Origin of the sequence: Nocardia sp. NPDC056952, assembly GCF_042674185.1 — a bacterium.
Taxonomy (GTDB): Bacteria; Actinomycetota; Actinomycetes; order Mycobacteriales; family Mycobacteriaceae; genus Nocardia.
On record NZ_JBHURA010000005.1, the window covers coordinates 106,788 to 124,221 of the forward strand.

The window sequence follows — 17,434 nt, forward strand, 5'->3', positions numbered from 1 at the left end:
TCTGAACGAGATCTATTTCGGATTTGGATCCGCCGGGGACCATGGCGTGATCTACTGCTCGCCACTCGGGCGTATCAGCGCCTCGACGACGTCGAGGGCGTCCGGCACGTAGTTGGAGACACATGATGGTGGACAGAAGAGTGCAGCGCGCAGCCGTTTTCGCCGCCGCGGCGGGGCTGGCGATGACGGCGTTTCCCGGCTCGGCCGTAGCCGCTCCGGGATCGATCACCTGGGATGACGGCAACAGCCATTTCACCCGAACGGTATCGAACACCAACCCGGTGGTCGGCGACACGGTCACCGTGACCACGAAGTTCGAACGCACCGGCATCCCGGTGGAATACATCTACTCGATCAAGGACCTGCACCCGGCGTGCCTGACGCCGGTCGCGGGCTCGGCGAAGATGTCGGGTGACGCGGTCTCGATCGACACGTCGTCGTCGGACTGGATCCGCGCCGAGTTCGGCATCACCAAGTACCCGGTGTACCCGAATATCTCGCCGAAATCGCAGACCTTCGAGATCCAGTACAAGGTCGGCGTGAACTGCGCCCGCGACACCCCGCTGCCGACCTCGATGCACTACGGCGGGTCTCTCGGCGACGGCATCTACCAGGCCAAGGGACCGGCCATCACGGTGTCGGGCGACGCCGTGTCCAGCACCGCCATCACCGCGGTGTCGGGTGCGCAGGTCGGCAAGGCCGTCACGCTGGAAGCGAGCGTGACCCCGGCCGCGGCGGGCGGCACGATCCAGTTCAAGGCGGGCGACAATGTGCTCGGCGACATCCCGGTCGGCGCGAACGGCAAGGCGAGCATCGTCTGGACGCCGGGTGCCCCGGGTGCCTACAGCATCGGCGCGGCCTTCTCCGGGCGCAGCGGGGTGGCGGGTTCGTCGAGCACCGCGACGGTGACCGTGGCCGAGGTGCCGACCGATGGTGGCGGCGGTGGCGGCGGGGTCGACACGGGGTCGTTCAGCTTCTGAGAGTCACCCCGGCACGGAATCGGTTGCTACCAAGCGTCATTGGCGATCAGGGCGGTCAGCAGCGTGCGAATCGCGGCGACCCGCCGTTCCGTGCCGGGCAGCTGATCGAGCGCGCATTCCGGATCGGCCGGCGGCCCGAGATGGGTACAGCCGCGCGGACAGTCCTCGATGGCACCGGCGAGGTCGGTGAACGAGGCGATCACATCGTCGGGCGTGATGTGGGCGAGGCCGAACGAACGCACGCCCGGGGTGTCGATCACCCAGCCGCCTTCGGGTAGCGGTAGCGCTACCGACTGGGTGGAGGTGTGCTTGCCCTTGCCGACACCGGACACCTCGCCCACCGCCCGATAGGCATCGGGCACAAGACGATTCACCATCGTCGACTTGCCGACACCGGAGTGCCCGATCAGCGCGGTGAGCCGGTCGTTCAAGATTTCCAGCACCGGCTCCATCGGATCGTCGATGCCCGCGTAGAGGATCTTCAGATCGAGACCGTCGAAGGCGGCAGCGAATTCGGATTCCGAGACCAGGTCGCGTTTGGTGAGCACCAGAATCGGTTCCAGCCCGCCGGCATACGCGGCCACCATCGCCCGCTCGACGAAACCGGTGCGCGGCGGCGGATCGGCCAGCGCCACCACGATGAACAACTGCTGGGCATTGGCGACGACGATGCGTTCGAACGGATCGGTGTCGTCGGCGGTGCGGCGCAGCACGGTGCTGCGCTCGCTCACCCGCACGATCCTGGCCAGGCTGTCGGGCCTGCCGGTGAGGTCGCCGACCACGTCGACCTGATCGCCCACGACGATCGGGGTGCGGCCCAGTTCGCGGGCGCGCATGGCGACGATGCGCCGGTCGGCGTCCCCGTCGAGCACGCATCCCCAGCGGCCGCGGTCGACGGCCACCACCATGGCGGCCTCGGCGTCGGCGTGCTGCGGACGGGTCTTGGTGCGGGGACGCGACGACGCCTTACCCGGGCGTACCCGGACGTCGGATTCGTCGTAGCTGGCTGAGGATCGCCCCTGGCGGCTCAGCGCGCCACTCCGTCACTGGATAACGCGGGAGCCAGCATCTGCTCCCACAGTGTGACGAAGGTCGGCAGGGTCTTGGCGGTGGTGCCGATGTCCTCGATCTCCACCCCCGGCACGCGCAGGCCGAGAATCGCACCGGCGGTGGCCATTCGGTGATCGGCGTAGGAGTGCCACTGTCCGCCGTGCAGCGGGGTGGGCACGATCTCGAGGCCGTCCTCGGTCTCGGTGACGTTGCCGCCGAGGCGATTGATCTCGGCGGAAAGTGCTGCGAGACGGTCTGTTTCGTGTCCGCGCAGGTGGGCGATGCCACGCAGGCGCGAGGGGGAGTCGGCCAGTGCGGCCAGCGCGGCGACGGTGGGGGTGAGCTCGCCGACGTCGTGCAGGTCGATGTCGATACCGGCCAGGCGTTCCGGACCGTGCACGGTGAGGATGCCGTCGAAGATGCGGGCCTCGGCGCCCATCCGGACGAGGATCTCGCGGATCACGTCACCGGGCTGGGTGGTGCCGCGCGGCCACATCGGGATGCTCACCTCGCCGCCGGTCACCGCGGCCGCCGCCAGGAACGGGGTGGCGTTGGACAGGTCGGGCTCGATCTCCCAGTCGACCGCGCGGATCGGGCCGGGCGCCACGGTCCAGGTCTGGGCGTTGCCGGAATCGGCCGGGGTCTGCACGGCCACATCGGCGCGGCGCAGCATCTCGACCGTCATCTCGATGTGCGGCATCGACGGCAGTGCCTTGCCGTCGTGGTGGACGGTGATGCCCTCGTCGAAGCGGGCGGCCGAGAGCAGCAGCCCCGACACGAACTGCGAGGATCCCGACGCGTCGATGGTGACGGTGCCGCCGCGTAGCGCGCCGGTGCCGTGCACGACGAACGGCAGCGCGTCACCGTCGACATCGAGACCGAGCTTGCGCAGGGCGTCGAGAATGGTGGACAGCGGGCGCAACTTCGCCTGCTCGTCGCCGAAGAACGCGACATCGCCCGTGGCGAGTGCGGCGGCGGGCGGCAGGAATCGCATGATGGTGCCCGCGAGCCCGCAGTCGACAGCGGCACTGCGCAGGGGCGCCGGGGTGATCTCGAGGATCTCGGCGTCGCCGGTGATCTCGGTGCCGAGGGCGCGCAGGGCCCCGATCATCAGATCGGTGTCGCGGCTGCGCAGGGCACCGGTGAGCGTGGACGGCCCATCGGCCAGTGCGGCCAGGATGAGCGCGCGGTTGGTGATGGACTTCGATCCGGGCAGGGTCACGGTCGCGTGGACGGGGACCTCGATATGGGGCGCAGGCCAGAAACTCACGTCCCCATCTTCGCTTATGTGCGGTTCGGACGCACCGGTGGTGCGCTTTTTCGGCGTGGGGTGGCGTCGTCGGCGGGGCCTGATGTCGGTGCCCGCGCGTATCTTGACCTTTATGTGTGGACGATATGCGACGACCACGAATCCGGGCCGGTTGGCGGCCGAACTGGACGCTGTCGACGAGACGGGGCTCGACGAGCCGGACGCCGCCGTCAGCTACAACGTCGCGCCGACCACCCAGGTGCTCACGGTCGTGGAGCGGCACGCGCACGGCGAACCCGACGACGACCCGCGGCTGCGGATCCGGCGGATGCGCTGGGGCCTGATCCCGCACTGGACCAAGGCGGCCGAACCCGGCGTGCCCGCCAAGGGGAAACCGCTGTTCAACGCGCGCGCCGACAAGGCCACCACCGCGCCCTCGTTCCGCGATTCGGCCAAGCACAAGCGCTGCCTGGTGCCGATGGACGGCTGGTACGAGTGGCTGGTCGAGGCGTCACCGACCGGCAAGGGCAAAGCGGTGAAGCGGCCCTTCTACATGTCGCACAGCGACGGTTCCCTGCTCTATATGGCCGGGCTCTGGTCGGTCTGGCGTGATCGCAGCCTGCCCGATGCCGAGCCGCTCATGTCGTGCACGATCCTGACCACCGACGCGAGCGGCGAGCTGGCCGACATCCACGACCGGATGCCGTTGCCGATGCCGCGCGAACACTGGGACGCCTGGCTCGACCCGGATCACCCGGCGCCCGCCGAATTGCTGAGACCGCCCTCGCGGGCAGCACTGGCGACGATCGTGGCGCGTCCGGTCTCCACCCTGGTGAACAACGTGCGCAACAACGGCCCGGAACTGCTGGTGCCGGACGGGACCTGTGACGACAAGGCCGGGCAGACCACATTGCTGTGATCGTGCCCGGCCTCGGGTAGCAGATCTCAGAGCGAGCAGGGCACCGAATCGGTGGCGATGTTCAGCCCGCACTTGATGATCCCGGTGATCAGATCGATCACCTCGGTGGCGACCCCACCGCCGAGCTTCTCCGACTTCTCGGCCCTCTCCTCGGTCTCCGGGTCGGTCTTCGGCGAACTCTTCGGCGTGGTGCCCTGGCCGTTGAGCGGATAGTCGCCGGGTTCGGCCTGCGACGGCGGAACCACCTGCGGAACCGCGGTGGCGGGGGCCAGAGCAGCGGCGCCGAAAGTGATCACCAGGGCACCGGACAGGGCGGCGATCGTCGAACGAGCGGACATTTTCGCATCACATCCTCGGGTCGAATCGGTCGTACCGGGCGCAGAATGCGTCGAATTTATTCGGAACGAGGCGCCGACCGGATTGCCTCAGCTGGTGATCGGGGCGGTGACGGCCGCGCAAGCGCGCACCAGATCCGCGGGCGCCAACTCGATTTCGAGCCCGCGTTTGCCCGCGCTGCACAGCACCCGATCCCAGTCGAGCGCGGAGGCGTCGACAACAGTGGGCAACTTCTTGCGCTGACCCAGCGGTGAAACCCCGCCCAGCACATAGCCGGTGGTGCGCTCGGCCTTGGTCTTGTCGGCCATGCTCGCCTTCGACGCGCCGAGCGCGGCGGCCGCCGCCTTCAACGACAACCGCGCGGGCACCGGCAGAACGGCCACCGCGAGCGCGCCGGATGAGAGTTCGATCACCAGCGTCTTGAAGATCTGCGCGGCTCGCACTCCCAGTTCGTCGCCGAGTGCGTCGACGGCCTCGTCGCCATAGGAGTCGGCGCGCGGATCGTGGGAATAGGAGTGCACCGTGTGCGCGATACCGCTGAGGGCCTTGATCGCGGGAGTCGACATAAGCGGACACCCTAATCGCCACCACGCCCGGCCCGGCAACCACATTTCCGCCGGTATGGGAACACGAATGCGGGGGTGCATGTTGCACACAAGTGACAAGCCAACGCGGCCAGAGACGACGTGAAGGAGAGATAGTGACACTGCTGCTCGAGGAGCGTCCTGTCCTGCCACGGGGTGCGCGATTGCCTATCGATTCCGTCGTGCCGGTAGATTCGGCTACTACGGCGATCGAAGGGATTGGTGTGACGAGCGACGACGACGTGGTGTCCGACGGTGCGTCCGGCACGGAAGTCGACGAAGCCGAGCTGGCGGCCCGGTTCGAGCGCGACGCGCTCCCGATGATCGACCAGCTCTACGGCGCCGCCCTGCGGATGACCAGGAACCCGGCCGACGCCGAGGACCTGGTGCAGGAGACGTTCGTGAAGGCGTTCCAGGGGTTCAAGTCGTTCCGGGAAGGCACCAATCTGCGTGCCTGGCTGTACCGGATCCTGACCAACACCTACATCAACTCCTACCGCAAGAAGCAGCGTCAGCCCGCGCAGTACCCGACCGACGAGATCACCGACTGGCAGCTGGCGGCCACCGCCGAGCACTCCTCGGTGGGTCTGCGCTCGGCCGAGGTGGAGGCGCTGGACGCCCTGCCCGACGACCAGATCAAGTCGGCGCTGCAGCAGCTGCCGGAGGAATTCCGGATGGCGGTGTACTACGCCGATGTCGAAGGCTTCCCGTACAAGGAAATCGCCGACATCATGGGCACCCCCATCGGTACCGTGATGTCTCGGCTGCACCGCGGACGCAAGCAGCTCAAGGGCCTGCTCGCCGATGTGGCGCGTGAACGTGGATTCGACCGTGGGGAACGCCAGGAGGTAGTCAAGTGAGTGACGATCCCGATCTCGACATGGACTGCACCGCGGTCCTCGCGGATGTGTGGCTCATGCTCGACAACGAGTGCGATCAGGCCACTCGGCAGCGCTTGCAGGAGCACATGGATCACTGCAGCCCGTGCATCGAGGCCTACGGCATCGAGGAGAAGATCAAGGGTCTGCTCAGCCGCAAATGCGGTGGCGAGCACGCTCCCGAGGGTCTGCGCGACCGGCTGAAGCTGGAGATCCACCGGTCGATCACGGTGACCAGGATCGAGACCACCGAAGGCTGATCACCCCCGAATACGGAAACAGCACGCTCTCATCGCGAGAGCGTGCTGTTGTCGTCTGTGCGCAGCGGCACGACTCAAGCGTTAGGACGCTTGCCGTGGTTCGCGGCGTTGCCCTTGCGGCTGCGCTTCTTACGTCCACGCTTACCCATGGGAGCTCCCTTCTATGTCTGGTCGAGAGCCATTGTTTCACGTGTGGTTGGCTGTAGCTTCGGCGGATACTAACGAAGGGGTGCCATGCCTGAAGAAGTGCGCGCGGAGATGGTCTCGACCGTGCTCGCTGTCGAGGTCACCGTGGGCGAACACGTCCGGGTCGACCAGACACTGGTGCTGCTCGAATCGATGAAGATGGAGATCCCGGTGCTCACCGAGGTCGAGGGCGACATCACGTCGGTCGACGTCAGCCCGGGCCAGGTTCTCCAGGCGGGCGACCTCATCGCCACCATCGCGTAAGTCACCCGAGCAACGAAGCGGTAGATCCAGCGTGGCAACACTGAGCGAGCTCCTGGCCGAACACACCGACCTTCCCGGCATCGCCGTGGACCATCTGCAACGGGTGGTGGGCGATTGGCAGTTGCTCGCCGACCTCTCGTTCTCCGATCTGCTGCTGTGGGTGGGCGCGGGCCCGGTCGTCGACGGTTCCGATGTGGTGTGTGTGGCCCAGATCCGGCCGACGACCGCACCCACCGTGCATCTCGAGGACAAGGTCGACACCACCGCCTCGCGCACCGATTTCCCGCAGGTCTTCGATGCCCTGCTGAGCGGGAACACCGTGCGCACCGACACCGAGGTCGAGGTGAGCGGGGTCTATCACCCGAGTCCGGTGCACGCGGTGCGCGAAGCGATTCCGGTGCGCTGCGGCGACGACGTGATCGCCGTGCTCAGCCGGGATTCCGACCTGGCACGTTCGAGGGTTCGCAGCACCCTCGAAACGGCCTATGTGTCCTGCGCCGACGATCTGTGCCAGATGATCGCCGACGGCAGCTTTCCGGTGCCGGAGGACCGGGCGGCCACGCATTCCAGCCCTCGTGCGGGCGACGGTTTCATCCGCCTCGACACCGAGGGCATCGTCGTCTACGCGAGCCCGAACGCGCTCTCGGCCTATCACCGGATGGGGATGCAGGCCGATCTCGTCGGCCAGGATCTCGCGGTGACCACCCGCTCCCTGATCACCGATCCGTTCGACGCCCAGGAGGTGGTGGCCGATATCCAGGCCGCGCTCGCCGGGCGAACCGGGCGCCGGATGGAGGTCGAGGCACGCGGGGCGACGGTGTTGTTGCGCACCCTGGTGCTGCGTCCGGGCGGGGAACTGGCCGGGCCGGCGGTGCTGGTCCGCGATGTCACCGAGGTGAAGCGGCGCGATCGCGCGCTGCTGAGCAAGGACGCCACGATCCGTGAGATCCACCACCGGGTGAAGAACAATCTGCAGACCGTGGCGGCGCTGCTGCGGTTGCAGGCGCGCCGCACCGAGAACCCGGAAGCCCAAGTGGCACTGACGGAATCGGTGCGCCGGGTCACCTCCATCGCCTCGGTGCACGAGATGCTGTCGATGTCGGTGGACGAGGAAGTCGACCTCGACGAGGTCATCGACCGGTTGCTGCCGATCATGGCTGATGTGGCGACGGTGCACACCGCGCGGATCAAGGTGCGCCGCGCGGGTTCGCTCGGGGTGTTCTCCGCCGAACGGGCGACGCCGCTGGTGATGGTCTTGACGGAACTGGTGCAGAACGCGATCGAGCACGCCTTCGACGCGGGGGAGAACGGTACCGTGACGATTCGCTCGGAACGGTCGGCCCGCTGGCTCGACGTGATCATCTCCGACGACGGCCGTGGCCTGCCGTCAGGGTTCAGCCTGGAGGGTTCCGACCGGTTGGGTTTGCAGATCGTGCGCACCCTGGTGACCTCGGAACTGGGTGGCTCGATCGGCTTGCATCCGGGTGCCGATGTGGGCACCGACGCGGTGTTGCGGGTTCCGCTCGGACGCCGTTCCGGGCGCTGAGACTACGGAAAGCTCAGGTGGGCAACAATAAACCCGGCACCGTGAAGGTGCCGGGTTCTCACACATGCGTTACCGGACCGGGGCTGATGGCCCGGCAACGCCAGGTCCGTCGATTCAGACGGAGGTACGCGTACGGGTGCGCGCGTTGCGCCGCTTGAGCGCGCGACGCTCGTCTTCGCTCATTCCACCCCACACGCCGGCATCCTGTCCGGACTTGAGGGCCCATGACAGGCAATCGGCCGTGACGGGGCAGCGGGCGCAGACCAGCTTGGCATCGGCAATCTGCGCGAGCGCAGGACCACTGTTACCCACCGGGAAGAACAGTTCGGGGTCCTCATCGCGACAGATGGCCTTGTGGCGCCAGTCCATTCCTCTGCTCCTTTGCGAGGGCGCCACAAAGGGCGCCTGTAGTTAGTGGATCGTTCACTTGTGCGACTCGAATGTTTCCGCACGGTTGCTTGTGAATGCTTTCACGATCACCGTAGATGTCAATAGGTCTCCGGCGCACCGTGGGGGAGATCACGCTCTAGGCCCCCACAAGGGGAACCTGCCCGGTCCTTTGTACTCGCGTCTCCGGGTTTTCGCAGCGCAACCAGGAGATTTTTCTTGCCATCCGGTGGTCAGGACGGCTTGGGTGCCACCACGTCGAGCACGCTGGGCACGGATGTGAAATGCACCATCTTGCGTTTTCCGATGAAGTCGCCATCGATTTGCAGGCCGATCTCCTGGCCCGTCTCGATTCGCACGGACGGTACGTCGTCGGCGCGGAAAAGTATGGGCGACTTGGGGTTTCCATTCTCGGCCAGCAACTGCCGCGCAAGCAGCAGCGTGCGGGTCACACTCATCGACCGCACCGCGAACACGCCGAGGCCCGATTCGAAGGTGGTGGTGGGATTCGTGCGAATCGGGCGGTCCTCGAGATAGGTCCACGGACTCGAATTCGTGACGAAGGCGTAATAGACCTCCTCGACCGGATCCCGTCCTGTGACCTCGAGGGTGACGCTCGGATCCTGACGCCGAGCCCGGAAGAACTGCCGGACCGTGGTGCGCAGATAGCGCGCGGGCGTCGCCTTGCGGCCCTTGGCTCGCGCGGTGTCGATCGACTCGCACACATCGGCGTCGAGGCCGACGCCCGCGCTGAAGGTGAACCATCGGTCGTCGGCGAGGCCGAGCCCGATCCGGCGGTCGGCGTCGCGCGCCAGCAGATCGATGAGCTGGTTGGTTGCTGTCACCGGATCGGGGGAGATGCCGAGCGCGCGGGCGAAGACGTTCGCCGAGCCGCCCGGGATGATCCCCAGACGTGGGCGCCACACCTGGTCGTCGCCGACCTGGGGCACCGGCAGGAAGCCGTTGATGGTCTCGTTGACCGTCCCATCGCCACCGTGCACGACGATCAGGTCCATTTCCTGCGTCGATGCCCACTGGGCCAGTTCGGCCGCGTGGCCGCGATGCTGGGTGTGCGCAACGGTCAGCTGCGTTCGGCTCTCCAAGGCGTGGGCGAGCAGATCCCGGGTGGCCGGGGTCGTCGAGGTGGCATTGGGATTGACAATGAGCAGCGTCCGCACAGTGCCGAGGGTAATGCGCGCGGGCGAACACCCGGCGCGCGCCGGGCGCCACGACGCGTCGTCGTAGGCTGGGGCACGTGGCAGAGCAGGACGTGACAGACGGTGACCAGCGCGAGGGCGGCGACCAGGTGTCGACCGGTATCCCGATGACGGTGCGGGTGGCCGGTGGGCTGGTTTCGCTGGAGGGGCTGGCCGGGGTGGTGACCGCGATCGTGCTGATCGTGCGGGCGCTGACCGGACACGATCAGTCCGCGGCCAGCGGGGTCGGCACCGCGATCTGGTTCGGGGTGCTGTTCGGCGGGGTGCTCGCCGCGGGCATCGGGCTGCTGCGCGGCAAACGCTGGGGGCGGGCCATCGCGGTCATCGCGAACGTGTTGCTGCTGCCGGTGGCCTGGTCGTTGCTGACCGACTCGCATCAGCCGCTGTGGGGGAGTTTGCTCGGGCTCGTGGCGGTGGCCGGATTGGCCGCGCTGTTCGCCCCCGCCACGAGTCGATTCATGGCTCAGGACTACGGCGAGATCCCCGAGGACGACGAGCGTCCGTAGGTCAGGCCGTGGCCGCCCGTAGTGCCTCGCGGCACAGGTGGTCGGCTCGGCGGGTGGTCTCGGGCTGCCGGAAACCCTGTGTGAGGGCCAGTACCCGGTCGCAGGCGGTGTCGAGGTCGATGCGGTGGCCGACCGAGACGAACAGTGGCTTCACCTCGTCGCGCGTGCGCAGTGCGCGCCCGACGACCTCGCCGTCGATCGTCACATCGCTGGCGTCACCGCGGCGCGGCCCCGGCGCGCGGTATTCGCCCCACACCGATTTGGCGACACCGATGGTCGGAATCGCGGTGAGCAACCCGACATGACACGCCAATCCGAAACGCCGGGGATGCGCCACGCCCTGTGCGTCACACACGAGTAGATCCGGTGTGACAGTGAGCTTTTCCAATGCGGCAACCGTCGCGGGCAGTTCCCGGAACGCGAGTAACCCAGGCACATAAGGAAATTCCGAAATGCCGTGTGCGACTGCCGATTCCACCGTTTCCATAGTGGCGATGTCGATAATTACCGCGGCCGTCGCGACGGTGCCGTCGTCGGCATACGCCGAATCAATTCCGGCCGCTGTCGAAAATCGCGGCGGCGCGGGGTTTTCGGTGGATACCGAAGGGCGGAGTTCGTCCTGGAGGGCGATCGCCTCGTCGGGCGTCCGTGGCCAATCGTGGGGCAACGTAATGCGCACGGTTCAGCTCGCGGTGGCGGCCAGCGCCGCCAGTTCGGCACCGGCGAGGCGATAGCCGATCCACTCGTCTTGCGGTGCGGCGCCGAGGGATCGGTAGAACTCGATCGACGGCGTGTTCCAGGTGAGCACCGACCACGACACCCGGCTGTAGCCGTGTTCGACCGCTTCGGCGGCCAGCGCCGCGATCAAGGCGCGGCCGAGCCCCGTACCTCGGGTCTCGGGTCGCACGTACAGGTCCTCCAGGTAGATGCCGTGCACGCCGTCCCAGGTGGAGTAGTTCAGGAACCAGATGGCGCAGCCGACCACGTCACCGTCGTTCTCGGCGACGTGTGCGAAGAGCGCGGGGGCCGGCCCGAACAGCGCGGACCGCAACTGCTCCGGGGTGAGCGTGCACTCGGCGGGAGCCTTCTCGTACTCGGCCAGATCGTGGACGAGCCCGACCATCGCCGGCACGTCGGCGGGGGTGGCGCGGCGGACGAGCGCGCTCATCGGCGGACTCCTTCGATCGGCTCGGTGCGGGTCGTCAGGTTGTGGCCCCAGACGGAGTGGGCGTCGTGGTCGAAGCCGAGCACACTCACCGCACCGGTCGACATCGCGAACCGGCGGCCCTCGCGCACCGCGAACTCCGCCCAGCGCGCGATCAGCACCCGCGAGAAGTGCCCGTGACCGACCAGGACCACGTCGCGCCGCGCCAGCTCCGGCTCCGCCCGGGCGAGCACCCGATCGGCCCTCGCACCCACCTGTTCGGCCGTCTCGCCGCCGGGAACCGGCGCGGTCCATACGGTCCAGCCGGGGACGGTCTCGCGGATCTGCGCGGTCGTGATGCCCTCGTACTCGCCGTAGTTCCACTCGACCAGATCGTCGTCGACCTCGATCGGCGACAGACCGGCCAGTTCGGCCGTGTGCCTGGCCCGCAGTCGCGGACTGGTGAAGCAGAGCGGATCGCGCAGGTCGAGGGATTTCAGCACCAGCCCGGCCGCGACAGCCTGAGCCTCGCCCAGCTCGGTCAGCGGCAAGTCGGTGAAGCTGGTGTGCTTGCGCTGACTCGACCACTCGGTTTCGCCGTGGCGCAGCAGGACCAGGCGGGCATCGGGTGTGGACATGGGTCCATCATGGCAGTGCGGGTTCAGCCGAGCGCGTAGAGCTGTCCGCCGCGTCGTTCGAAGACCGTGTTGCCCAGGACGGCGGTGGAGATGGTGTCGCCGCGGTAATCGGTGCGCGAGAGCGGGATCTGGGCGACGGTCGCGCCGTTGCCGCTGTCCACCGCGAGCTGCCCGTCGGGGACCGGGACCAGCAGCCTGCCCGCCATCAAAGCGGGGGTGCCGAGAGCGTCGCGCACCGTCCAGACCGGCTGCAATGAGCTGGAGCTCAAGGCGATCAGGCTGTTGCCGGTGAAGACATAGATGGCCGAGCCGAGGCGGGTCACCGTGGTGCGCTCGTCCCACGGGGCGGCGAGCTGGTGGGTCGCGATCTCGTTGCCGGTGCCGTCGTGCACGGCGATCCTGGCCGGCAGCCCGAGGCCGGTGGCGGTCGCGGGCGTCGGCGGGTAGTAGACCGCGATCTTGTTGTCCGACACCGCGATCACCCGCATCTGCGGCGCGTCGGCACCCGGTGCGGTGAGCACCCGCGAGCCGTATTCCTCGGGCGCGGTCGATTCCTTCGGCGCCGGATTGAGCACGGTCAGCCGGTCGGTCGCGTCACCCGGGCAGCGCTCGAGCACGGCCAGCCGCGAGGAACTCGACGCGGCCGACCGCAGTGCGCATCCGCTGCGCGGCTGGGTGTTCGGATTCACCGGGGCATCCACGTAGCCGTACTCGAGGGTGCGCACCAGATCCGAACGCCACATCTCCAGCCGGTTCGCGCCGAGCGCCAGCAGGTAGGTGCCGTCACCGCTGACACGGATCTCGTCGTCCATGTAGCTGCTGCGCGCGACCCGGCGCGCACCGGTATCGGACTCGAGCATCACGGACTGGCTGCACCCACGCTGATCGCGATAGGTGGCGATCACGGTCCCGAACTGCGACTCGACCCCGCACAGCGGCATATCCCGGCGATACCACCACAGCTGATTACCGGTGAGCGGATCGCGCCCACTCACTGTGCCGTGATCGCCGGTCACCACCACGTTGCCCGACGTGAGCGCGCGCCTGCTCGACTCGTCGGCGGCATGCCACTGCTCGCGCAAGGTGGTGGGCAGCTGGGTGGCCGCGGTCACGGTGGGTGCGGGCGACGCGGCGGTGACCGAATCGGTCCCGGTGGCATCGGCACGCGCCCATACGACGAACGCCGCCACCACGAGGGTGACGGCGATCGCGACTGCTACAAAGATATCGGCGCGCGTCCGCCGCTCCGGTGCGAGCACGAGAGCGACACTAGCCGATCGGTCCTACTGGACGGAGCCTGCCGTCGCGTGCACGGCGGGCTCGGTGGTCGCGGCTTCGGTATCGCCACCTGCACCGGTACCGGCGGGCTTGCGGCGGCGCCTGCGACGTGCGGGCTTGGCCGTGTCGTCGCCCTCGTTGTCGGCCGGAGCCGAATCGGAGACGTCGGCGGAAGCTGCGCCCGACTCCGCGGTAGCCGCATCGGTCGACTCTGTCCCCGCGTCGCCTGCCTCGGCGGGCTTGCGGCGGCGGCGCCTGCGGCGGGCGGGCTTGTCGCCGTCGGCCGCTTCGTCGGCGTTGTCGGCCGACTCGGTGGTCGTGGTCGACTCGGTGCCCTCGGCGTCGGCCTTGCCACCACGGGTGCGGCGGCGGCTGCGGGAGGACTTGGGACGCTCGGTGCGCTCCTCGACTACGGCGTCGTCGTCACGGGTGGGGGCCGCGGGCTTGCGGATCACACCGGTGATGCCCTCGGGGATGCCGAGGTCGCTGTAGAGGTGGGGGGAGCGCGAGTACGTCTCGGCGGGGTCGGCCATGTTCAGGCCGAGCGCCTTGTTGATCGACTCCCAGCGGTGCAGTTCGTCCCAGTCGATGAGGGTGATCGCGACACCGGTGCGGCCGGCGCGGCCGGTTCGGCCGATCCGGTGCACGTAGGTCTTCTCGTCCTCGGGGCACTGGTAGTTGATGACGTGGGTGACGTCGTCGATGTCGATACCGCGCGCGGCGACATCGGTGGCGACGAGCACGTCGATGGCGCCCTTGCGGAACTTGGTCAGCGCCTTCTCGCGGGCGATCTGACCGAGGTCGCCGTGCACGGCGCCGACATTGAAACCACGCTCGGCGAGATCGTCGGCCACCTTCTGCGCGGTGCGCTTGGTGCGGGTGAAGATCATCGTCGCGCCGCGGGACTCCGCCTGCAGCACGCGCGCGACCAGTTCGGCCTTGTCCATCGCGTGGGCCCGGTAGACGAACTGCGCGGTGCGATCGTGCACGGCGGAGTCGTTGGCGAGCTCGGCGCGGATGTGCGTCGGCCTGGTCAGGAAGGTGCGGGCGAGGGTGATGATCGGGCCGGGCATGGTGGCCGAGAACAGCATCGTCTGACGCTTGTCCGGCACCATCGACAGGATGCGCTCGATATCGGGCAGGAAGCCCAGGTCGAGCATCTCGTCGGCCTCGTCGAGGACGAGCACGCCGATCTTGCCCAGGATCAGGTGGTTCTGGTTCGCCAGATCGAGCAGGCGACCGGGGGTGCCGACGACCACGTCGACACCGTCGCGCAGTGCGGCGATCTGGGTGTCGTACGGGCGGCCACCGTAGATGGCGGCGACCTTCAGCGAACCCTGGTGATTGGTCAGGTACTTGCTGGCGTTCTCCAGGTCCTTGGTGACCTGGATGCACAGCTCGCGCGTGGGCACGATCACCAGCGCGCGCGGGGTGCCGTCGAGCGGGGTGGTGCCGGTGTCGGCGGTGGCGATGCGGTGCAGCAGCGGCACGCCGAAACCGAAGGTCTTGCCCATGCCGGTGCGGGCCTGGCCGATGAGATCCTCGCCGGCCAGTGCCAGCGGCAGGGTCAGTTCCTGAATCGCGAAGGTACGTTCGATCCCGATCTCACCGAGTGCGCGCACGATTTCTTCGCGCACGCCCAATTCGGCGAAACTCGGCGGGATGTGGGTGTTGTCCAGTTCGGCCGTCAGGAGTGTGTCGGCCAAACCGGGTTCCTGTTCGACAGTGATCTTGCTCAGTGTTCGTGCCTTCCTCGTCATTGCATCTCGCACGCACGAGGTGGGGCGGGCCGGTCGGCCCGCGACGACCACATACCCGCCTGTGATATTCACCGGGCCGGCGCCGGATAACCATCGCCGACCAGGCGTTATGCGTGGTCGTCGAGACGGTGTCATCGGCGCGGCGCTGCGGTGATGCGGATTCGTTGCGCGCACATTTTCTTCGACATTGCTGTCTGGGCAACGCCGCTGTCCGCCCGCGCTGTGCGCCGGTGGAGTGCCACGCCGCGGAGTATGTCCGGGCGTCGAAACTAGCGTTGTCCACGGAGATTGTAGCGTGATATTCTGCGGAATCCGAATTTCGACGTGGCTGAATGCCGCGCGAATACGGGCTCGCCACGGGATTACCTCGGCACCGGTGGTGTGTCGCAGCGCAATTCATCGATGCCGGATTTCGCGCGTGTCCACCGGTGTAATCGAGCTCACTGGTACCGGCGGTACTGTGTGTGAGACATTTCTAGTCGTGAGTATCACCGACACCGTCTCCACTGCCGCGCGCAACGCGTGGGCGCTGAGCTTCGGCGCGGGCATCGAGCCCGTCGACCCGGCCCCCTCGACCGTGCTGTGGGACGAGCCGCACCGTCTGCTGCGTCGCTACGATACCGAATTCCAGTCTGCGGCAAGCGATTCCGCGGTGCTGCTGGTGCCGCCACTGGCCGCGCCCGCCACCTGCTTCGACCTGCGCCGCGACCAGAGCGTGGCCCGGTACCTGGTGGAGACCGGTCGTGCGCCCTACCTGATCGACTACGGTGACATCTCCTTCGCCGATCGCCGGATGGGCTTCGAGGACTGGGTCCTCGACATCCTGCCCGAGGCGATCCTGCGCGTGAGCGCCGATCGCGGCGGTGCCCCGGTCGACCTGATCGGCTGGTCCGTCGGCGGCATGTTCTCGCTGCTCACCGCGGCCGCGAATCCGGAACTGCCGATCCGCTCGGTCACCGGGGTCGGCCCGCCGCTCGACTACGACAAGATGCTCGGAATTCCGCAGCTGCGTGCCGTCGCCGGCCTCACCGGCGGCTGGGCGACCACCGCGTTCGTCCGGGCCGCGGGCGGCATTCCGGCACCGCTGACCAAGCTGGGCTACCGGCTCGCCGCCTACGACCGTGAACTGGCGCGTCCGAGATTCATCGCCGGCAATATCGCGAACACCGAGACCCTGGCCAAGATGGAATCCATCGACCGCTTCCAGGCCGCCATGCCCGGCTACCCCGGCCGCTTCTACAACCAGCTGTGGGGCCGGATGATGCTGGCCAACGACATCGGCAACGGCAAGCTCGAACTGCGCGACCGGACCATCGAACTCGCCGACGTGCGCGTGCCCGTGCTGCTGATCGGCGGCAAGTCCGACGTGATCACCCCCAAGGCCGCTGTCGAGGCCGGTTTGCGCACACTGTCGGGCTCGCCATCGGTCACCTACGAGGTCGTTGCGGGCAGTCACCTCGGTATTCTCACGGGACCGGAGGCCCGCGAGACGACCTGGACACACCTGGACAAATTCCTGGCCGAACGCGACTGAGCACCGATCGGGACTATTGTTGACAGTCATGGGAGCCCAGACCTCTGCCGCGCCGGAATTCTTCTCGACCGAGCCGCTCGCCGCGGACCACGCGGGGGTGACGGAGCTGTTCGCGGTCCTCGCCTACGGCGAGCTGTCCGCGTTCTACCGGCTCGCCGAAGAGGCGAAGCAGGCGCCGTCGCTGCGCGGCCGGATCGGCGTCGCCAAGATGGCCGCCGCCGAACTCGCGCACTTCGAGACCCTCGAAGCGGCGCTCACCGAGCGCGGTGCCGACGCCGAGGCCGCGATGGCGCAGTACCAGGGCGCGCTGGACTCCTACCACGCCTCCACCGACCCGTCGACCTGGCTCGAGTCGATGGTGAAGTTCTACGTGGCAGACGGCTTGGCCGCCGACTTCTACACCGAGATCGCGGGCGCACTGCCCACCGAGGTCTCCGATGTGGTGCGCGATGTCCTCGCCGAGACCGGTCACTCGCAGTTCGTGGTCGACGAGGTCCGCAGCGCGGTGGCGGCCAGCCGCTCCGAGCGCGACCGCCTCACGCTGTGGGGGCGCAGGCTGCTCGGTGAGGCGATCACGCAGGCGCAGTTCGTGATGGCCCAGCGCGACGAGCTGGCCGAACTGGTCCTCGCCGCCACCGGCGATCTCAACGGCATCGCGACCCTGTTCGACCGCATGCAGCAGCGGCACGCGGCCCGCATGGCGGAACTGGGTTTGTAG

21 protein-coding genes are annotated in these 17,434 nt (G+C 67.9%); 9 read left to right on the top strand and 12 right to left on the bottom strand.

Annotated features, from left to right (window positions below; translation table 11 throughout):
- Positions 1-140 precede the first annotated feature (140 nt).
- A complete protein-coding gene (locus ACFTS5_RS19315) occupies positions 141-980 on the top strand; it encodes an Ig-like domain-containing protein (RefSeq protein WP_378632666.1) in 840 nt (279 codons plus the stop codon).
- 26 nt (positions 981-1,006) lie between these two features.
- Here the strand turns inward: ACFTS5_RS19315 and rsgA are convergent, their stop codons facing one another.
- Together rsgA and aroA are read right to left on the bottom strand one after the other, a co-directional pair.
- Entirely contained in the window at positions 1,007-1,888 is an 882-nt protein-coding gene (gene rsgA / locus ACFTS5_RS19320; RefSeq protein ID WP_378632668.1) for a ribosome small subunit-dependent GTPase A, read from the bottom strand.
- 119 nt (positions 1,889-2,007) lie between these two features.
- Positions 2,008-3,300, bottom strand: a complete 1,293-nt coding sequence (gene aroA, locus ACFTS5_RS19325) for a 3-phosphoshikimate 1-carboxyvinyltransferase (RefSeq protein WP_378632671.1) — start codon at positions 3,298-3,300, stop codon at positions 2,008-2,010.
- Between the two features lie 112 nt (positions 3,301-3,412).
- On the opposite strand from aroA, the gene ACFTS5_RS19330 reads away from it, so the two are divergent.
- Positions 3,413-4,198, top strand: coding sequence for an SOS response-associated peptidase (locus ACFTS5_RS19330; RefSeq protein ID WP_378632673.1), 786 nt, complete (start codon positions 3,413-3,415; stop codon positions 4,196-4,198).
- A 26-nt stretch (positions 4,199-4,224) separates the two neighbouring features.
- Here ACFTS5_RS19330 and ACFTS5_RS19335 read toward each other — a convergent pair whose 3' ends face one another.
- Together ACFTS5_RS19335 and ybaK are read right to left on the bottom strand one after the other, a co-directional pair.
- Positions 4,225-4,536 carry a hypothetical protein gene (locus tag ACFTS5_RS19335; RefSeq protein ID WP_378632676.1) on the bottom strand — a complete coding sequence of 104 codons (312 nt, stop codon included), beginning with the start codon at positions 4,534-4,536 and terminating at the stop codon, positions 4,225-4,227.
- 87 nt (positions 4,537-4,623) lie between these two features.
- Positions 4,624-5,100, bottom strand: a complete 477-nt coding sequence (gene ybaK, locus ACFTS5_RS19340; protein ID WP_378632678.1) for a Cys-tRNA(Pro) deacylase — start codon at positions 5,098-5,100, stop codon at positions 4,624-4,626.
- 242 nt (positions 5,101-5,342) lie between these two features.
- Here ybaK and ACFTS5_RS19345 point away from each other — a divergent pair, with 242 nt between their 5' ends.
- Entirely contained in the window at positions 5,343-5,978 is a 636-nt protein-coding gene (locus tag ACFTS5_RS19345; protein ID WP_174552018.1) for a sigma-70 family RNA polymerase sigma factor, read from the top strand.
- Between the two features lie 20 nt (positions 5,979-5,998).
- A complete protein-coding gene (rsrA, locus tag ACFTS5_RS19350) occupies positions 5,999-6,256 on the top strand; it encodes a mycothiol system anti-sigma-R factor (RefSeq protein ID WP_378633441.1) in 258 nt (85 codons plus the stop codon).
- 74 nt (positions 6,257-6,330) lie between these two features.
- On the opposite strand, the gene ACFTS5_RS19355 is transcribed toward rsrA, so the two are convergent.
- Positions 6,331-6,405, bottom strand: coding sequence for a 50S ribosomal protein bL37 (locus ACFTS5_RS19355; protein ID WP_022597109.1), 75 nt, complete (start codon positions 6,403-6,405; stop codon positions 6,331-6,333).
- 85 nt (positions 6,406-6,490) lie between these two features.
- On the opposite strand from ACFTS5_RS19355, the gene ACFTS5_RS19360 reads away from it, so the two are divergent.
- Entirely contained in the window at positions 6,491-6,706 is a 216-nt protein-coding gene (locus ACFTS5_RS19360) for a biotin/lipoyl-binding carrier protein (RefSeq protein ID WP_378632681.1), read from the top strand.
- Positions 6,707-6,737: 31 nt separating this feature from the next.
- The gene (locus ACFTS5_RS19365; RefSeq protein WP_378632683.1) at positions 6,738-8,252 is read left to right on the top strand and encodes a sensor histidine kinase; all 1,515 of its coding nucleotides are present in this window, start codon (positions 6,738-6,740) and stop codon (positions 8,250-8,252) included.
- Positions 8,253-8,366: 114 nt separating this feature from the next.
- Here the strand turns inward: ACFTS5_RS19365 and ACFTS5_RS19370 are convergent, their stop codons facing one another.
- Together ACFTS5_RS19370 and ACFTS5_RS19375 are read right to left on the bottom strand one after the other, a co-directional pair.
- A complete protein-coding gene (locus ACFTS5_RS19370) occupies positions 8,367-8,621 on the bottom strand; it encodes a WhiB family transcriptional regulator (RefSeq protein ID WP_022567051.1) in 255 nt (84 codons plus the stop codon).
- A 251-nt stretch (positions 8,622-8,872) separates the two neighbouring features.
- Entirely contained in the window at positions 8,873-9,817 is a 945-nt protein-coding gene (locus tag ACFTS5_RS19375; RefSeq protein ID WP_378632685.1) for a diacylglycerol/lipid kinase family protein, read from the bottom strand.
- Positions 9,818-9,963: 146 nt separating this feature from the next.
- Between ACFTS5_RS19375 and ACFTS5_RS19380 the strand changes: the two genes are divergently transcribed.
- Entirely contained in the window at positions 9,964-10,362 is a 399-nt protein-coding gene (locus ACFTS5_RS19380; protein WP_378633443.1) for a hypothetical protein, read from the top strand.
- A 1-nt stretch (position 10,363) separates the two neighbouring features.
- Here ACFTS5_RS19380 and ACFTS5_RS19385 read toward each other — a convergent pair whose 3' ends face one another.
- From ACFTS5_RS19385 to ACFTS5_RS19405, 5 genes are read right to left on the bottom strand one after another with little or no spacing between them, the layout of a single operon-like run.
- Positions 10,364-11,041: an endonuclease V gene (locus ACFTS5_RS19385; RefSeq protein WP_378632687.1), complete on the bottom strand. Its 678-nt coding sequence runs from the start codon at positions 11,039-11,041 to the stop codon at positions 10,364-10,366.
- A 3-nt stretch (positions 11,042-11,044) separates the two neighbouring features.
- Positions 11,045-11,530 (bottom strand): GNAT family N-acetyltransferase, encoded by a 486-nt coding sequence (locus ACFTS5_RS19390; RefSeq protein WP_378632689.1) that lies wholly within the window; start codon positions 11,528-11,530, stop codon positions 11,045-11,047.
- Complete coding sequence (locus ACFTS5_RS19395; protein WP_378632691.1) at positions 11,527-12,144, bottom strand: acid phosphatase; 618 nt, start codon at positions 12,142-12,144, stop codon at positions 11,527-11,529. Before ACFTS5_RS19395 ends, ACFTS5_RS19390 begins: the two co-directional genes overlap by 4 nt.
- 23 nt (positions 12,145-12,167) lie before the next feature.
- Positions 12,168-13,403: a hypothetical protein gene (locus tag ACFTS5_RS19400; RefSeq protein ID WP_378632694.1), complete on the bottom strand. Its 1,236-nt coding sequence runs from the start codon at positions 13,401-13,403 to the stop codon at positions 12,168-12,170.
- Positions 13,404-13,427: 24 nt separating this feature from the next.
- The gene (locus tag ACFTS5_RS19405; RefSeq protein ID WP_378632696.1) at positions 13,428-15,182 is read right to left on the bottom strand and encodes a DEAD/DEAH box helicase; all 1,755 of its coding nucleotides are present in this window, start codon (positions 15,180-15,182) and stop codon (positions 13,428-13,430) included.
- 481 nt (positions 15,183-15,663) lie between these two features.
- Between ACFTS5_RS19405 and ACFTS5_RS19410 the strand changes: the two genes are divergently transcribed.
- Entirely contained in the window at positions 15,664-16,716 is a 1,053-nt protein-coding gene (locus ACFTS5_RS19410; protein ID WP_378632699.1) for an alpha/beta fold hydrolase, read from the top strand.
- Between the two features lie 28 nt (positions 16,717-16,744).
- Complete coding sequence (locus tag ACFTS5_RS19415; protein ID WP_378632701.1) at positions 16,745-17,434, top strand: ferritin-like fold-containing protein; 690 nt, start codon at positions 16,745-16,747, stop codon at positions 17,432-17,434.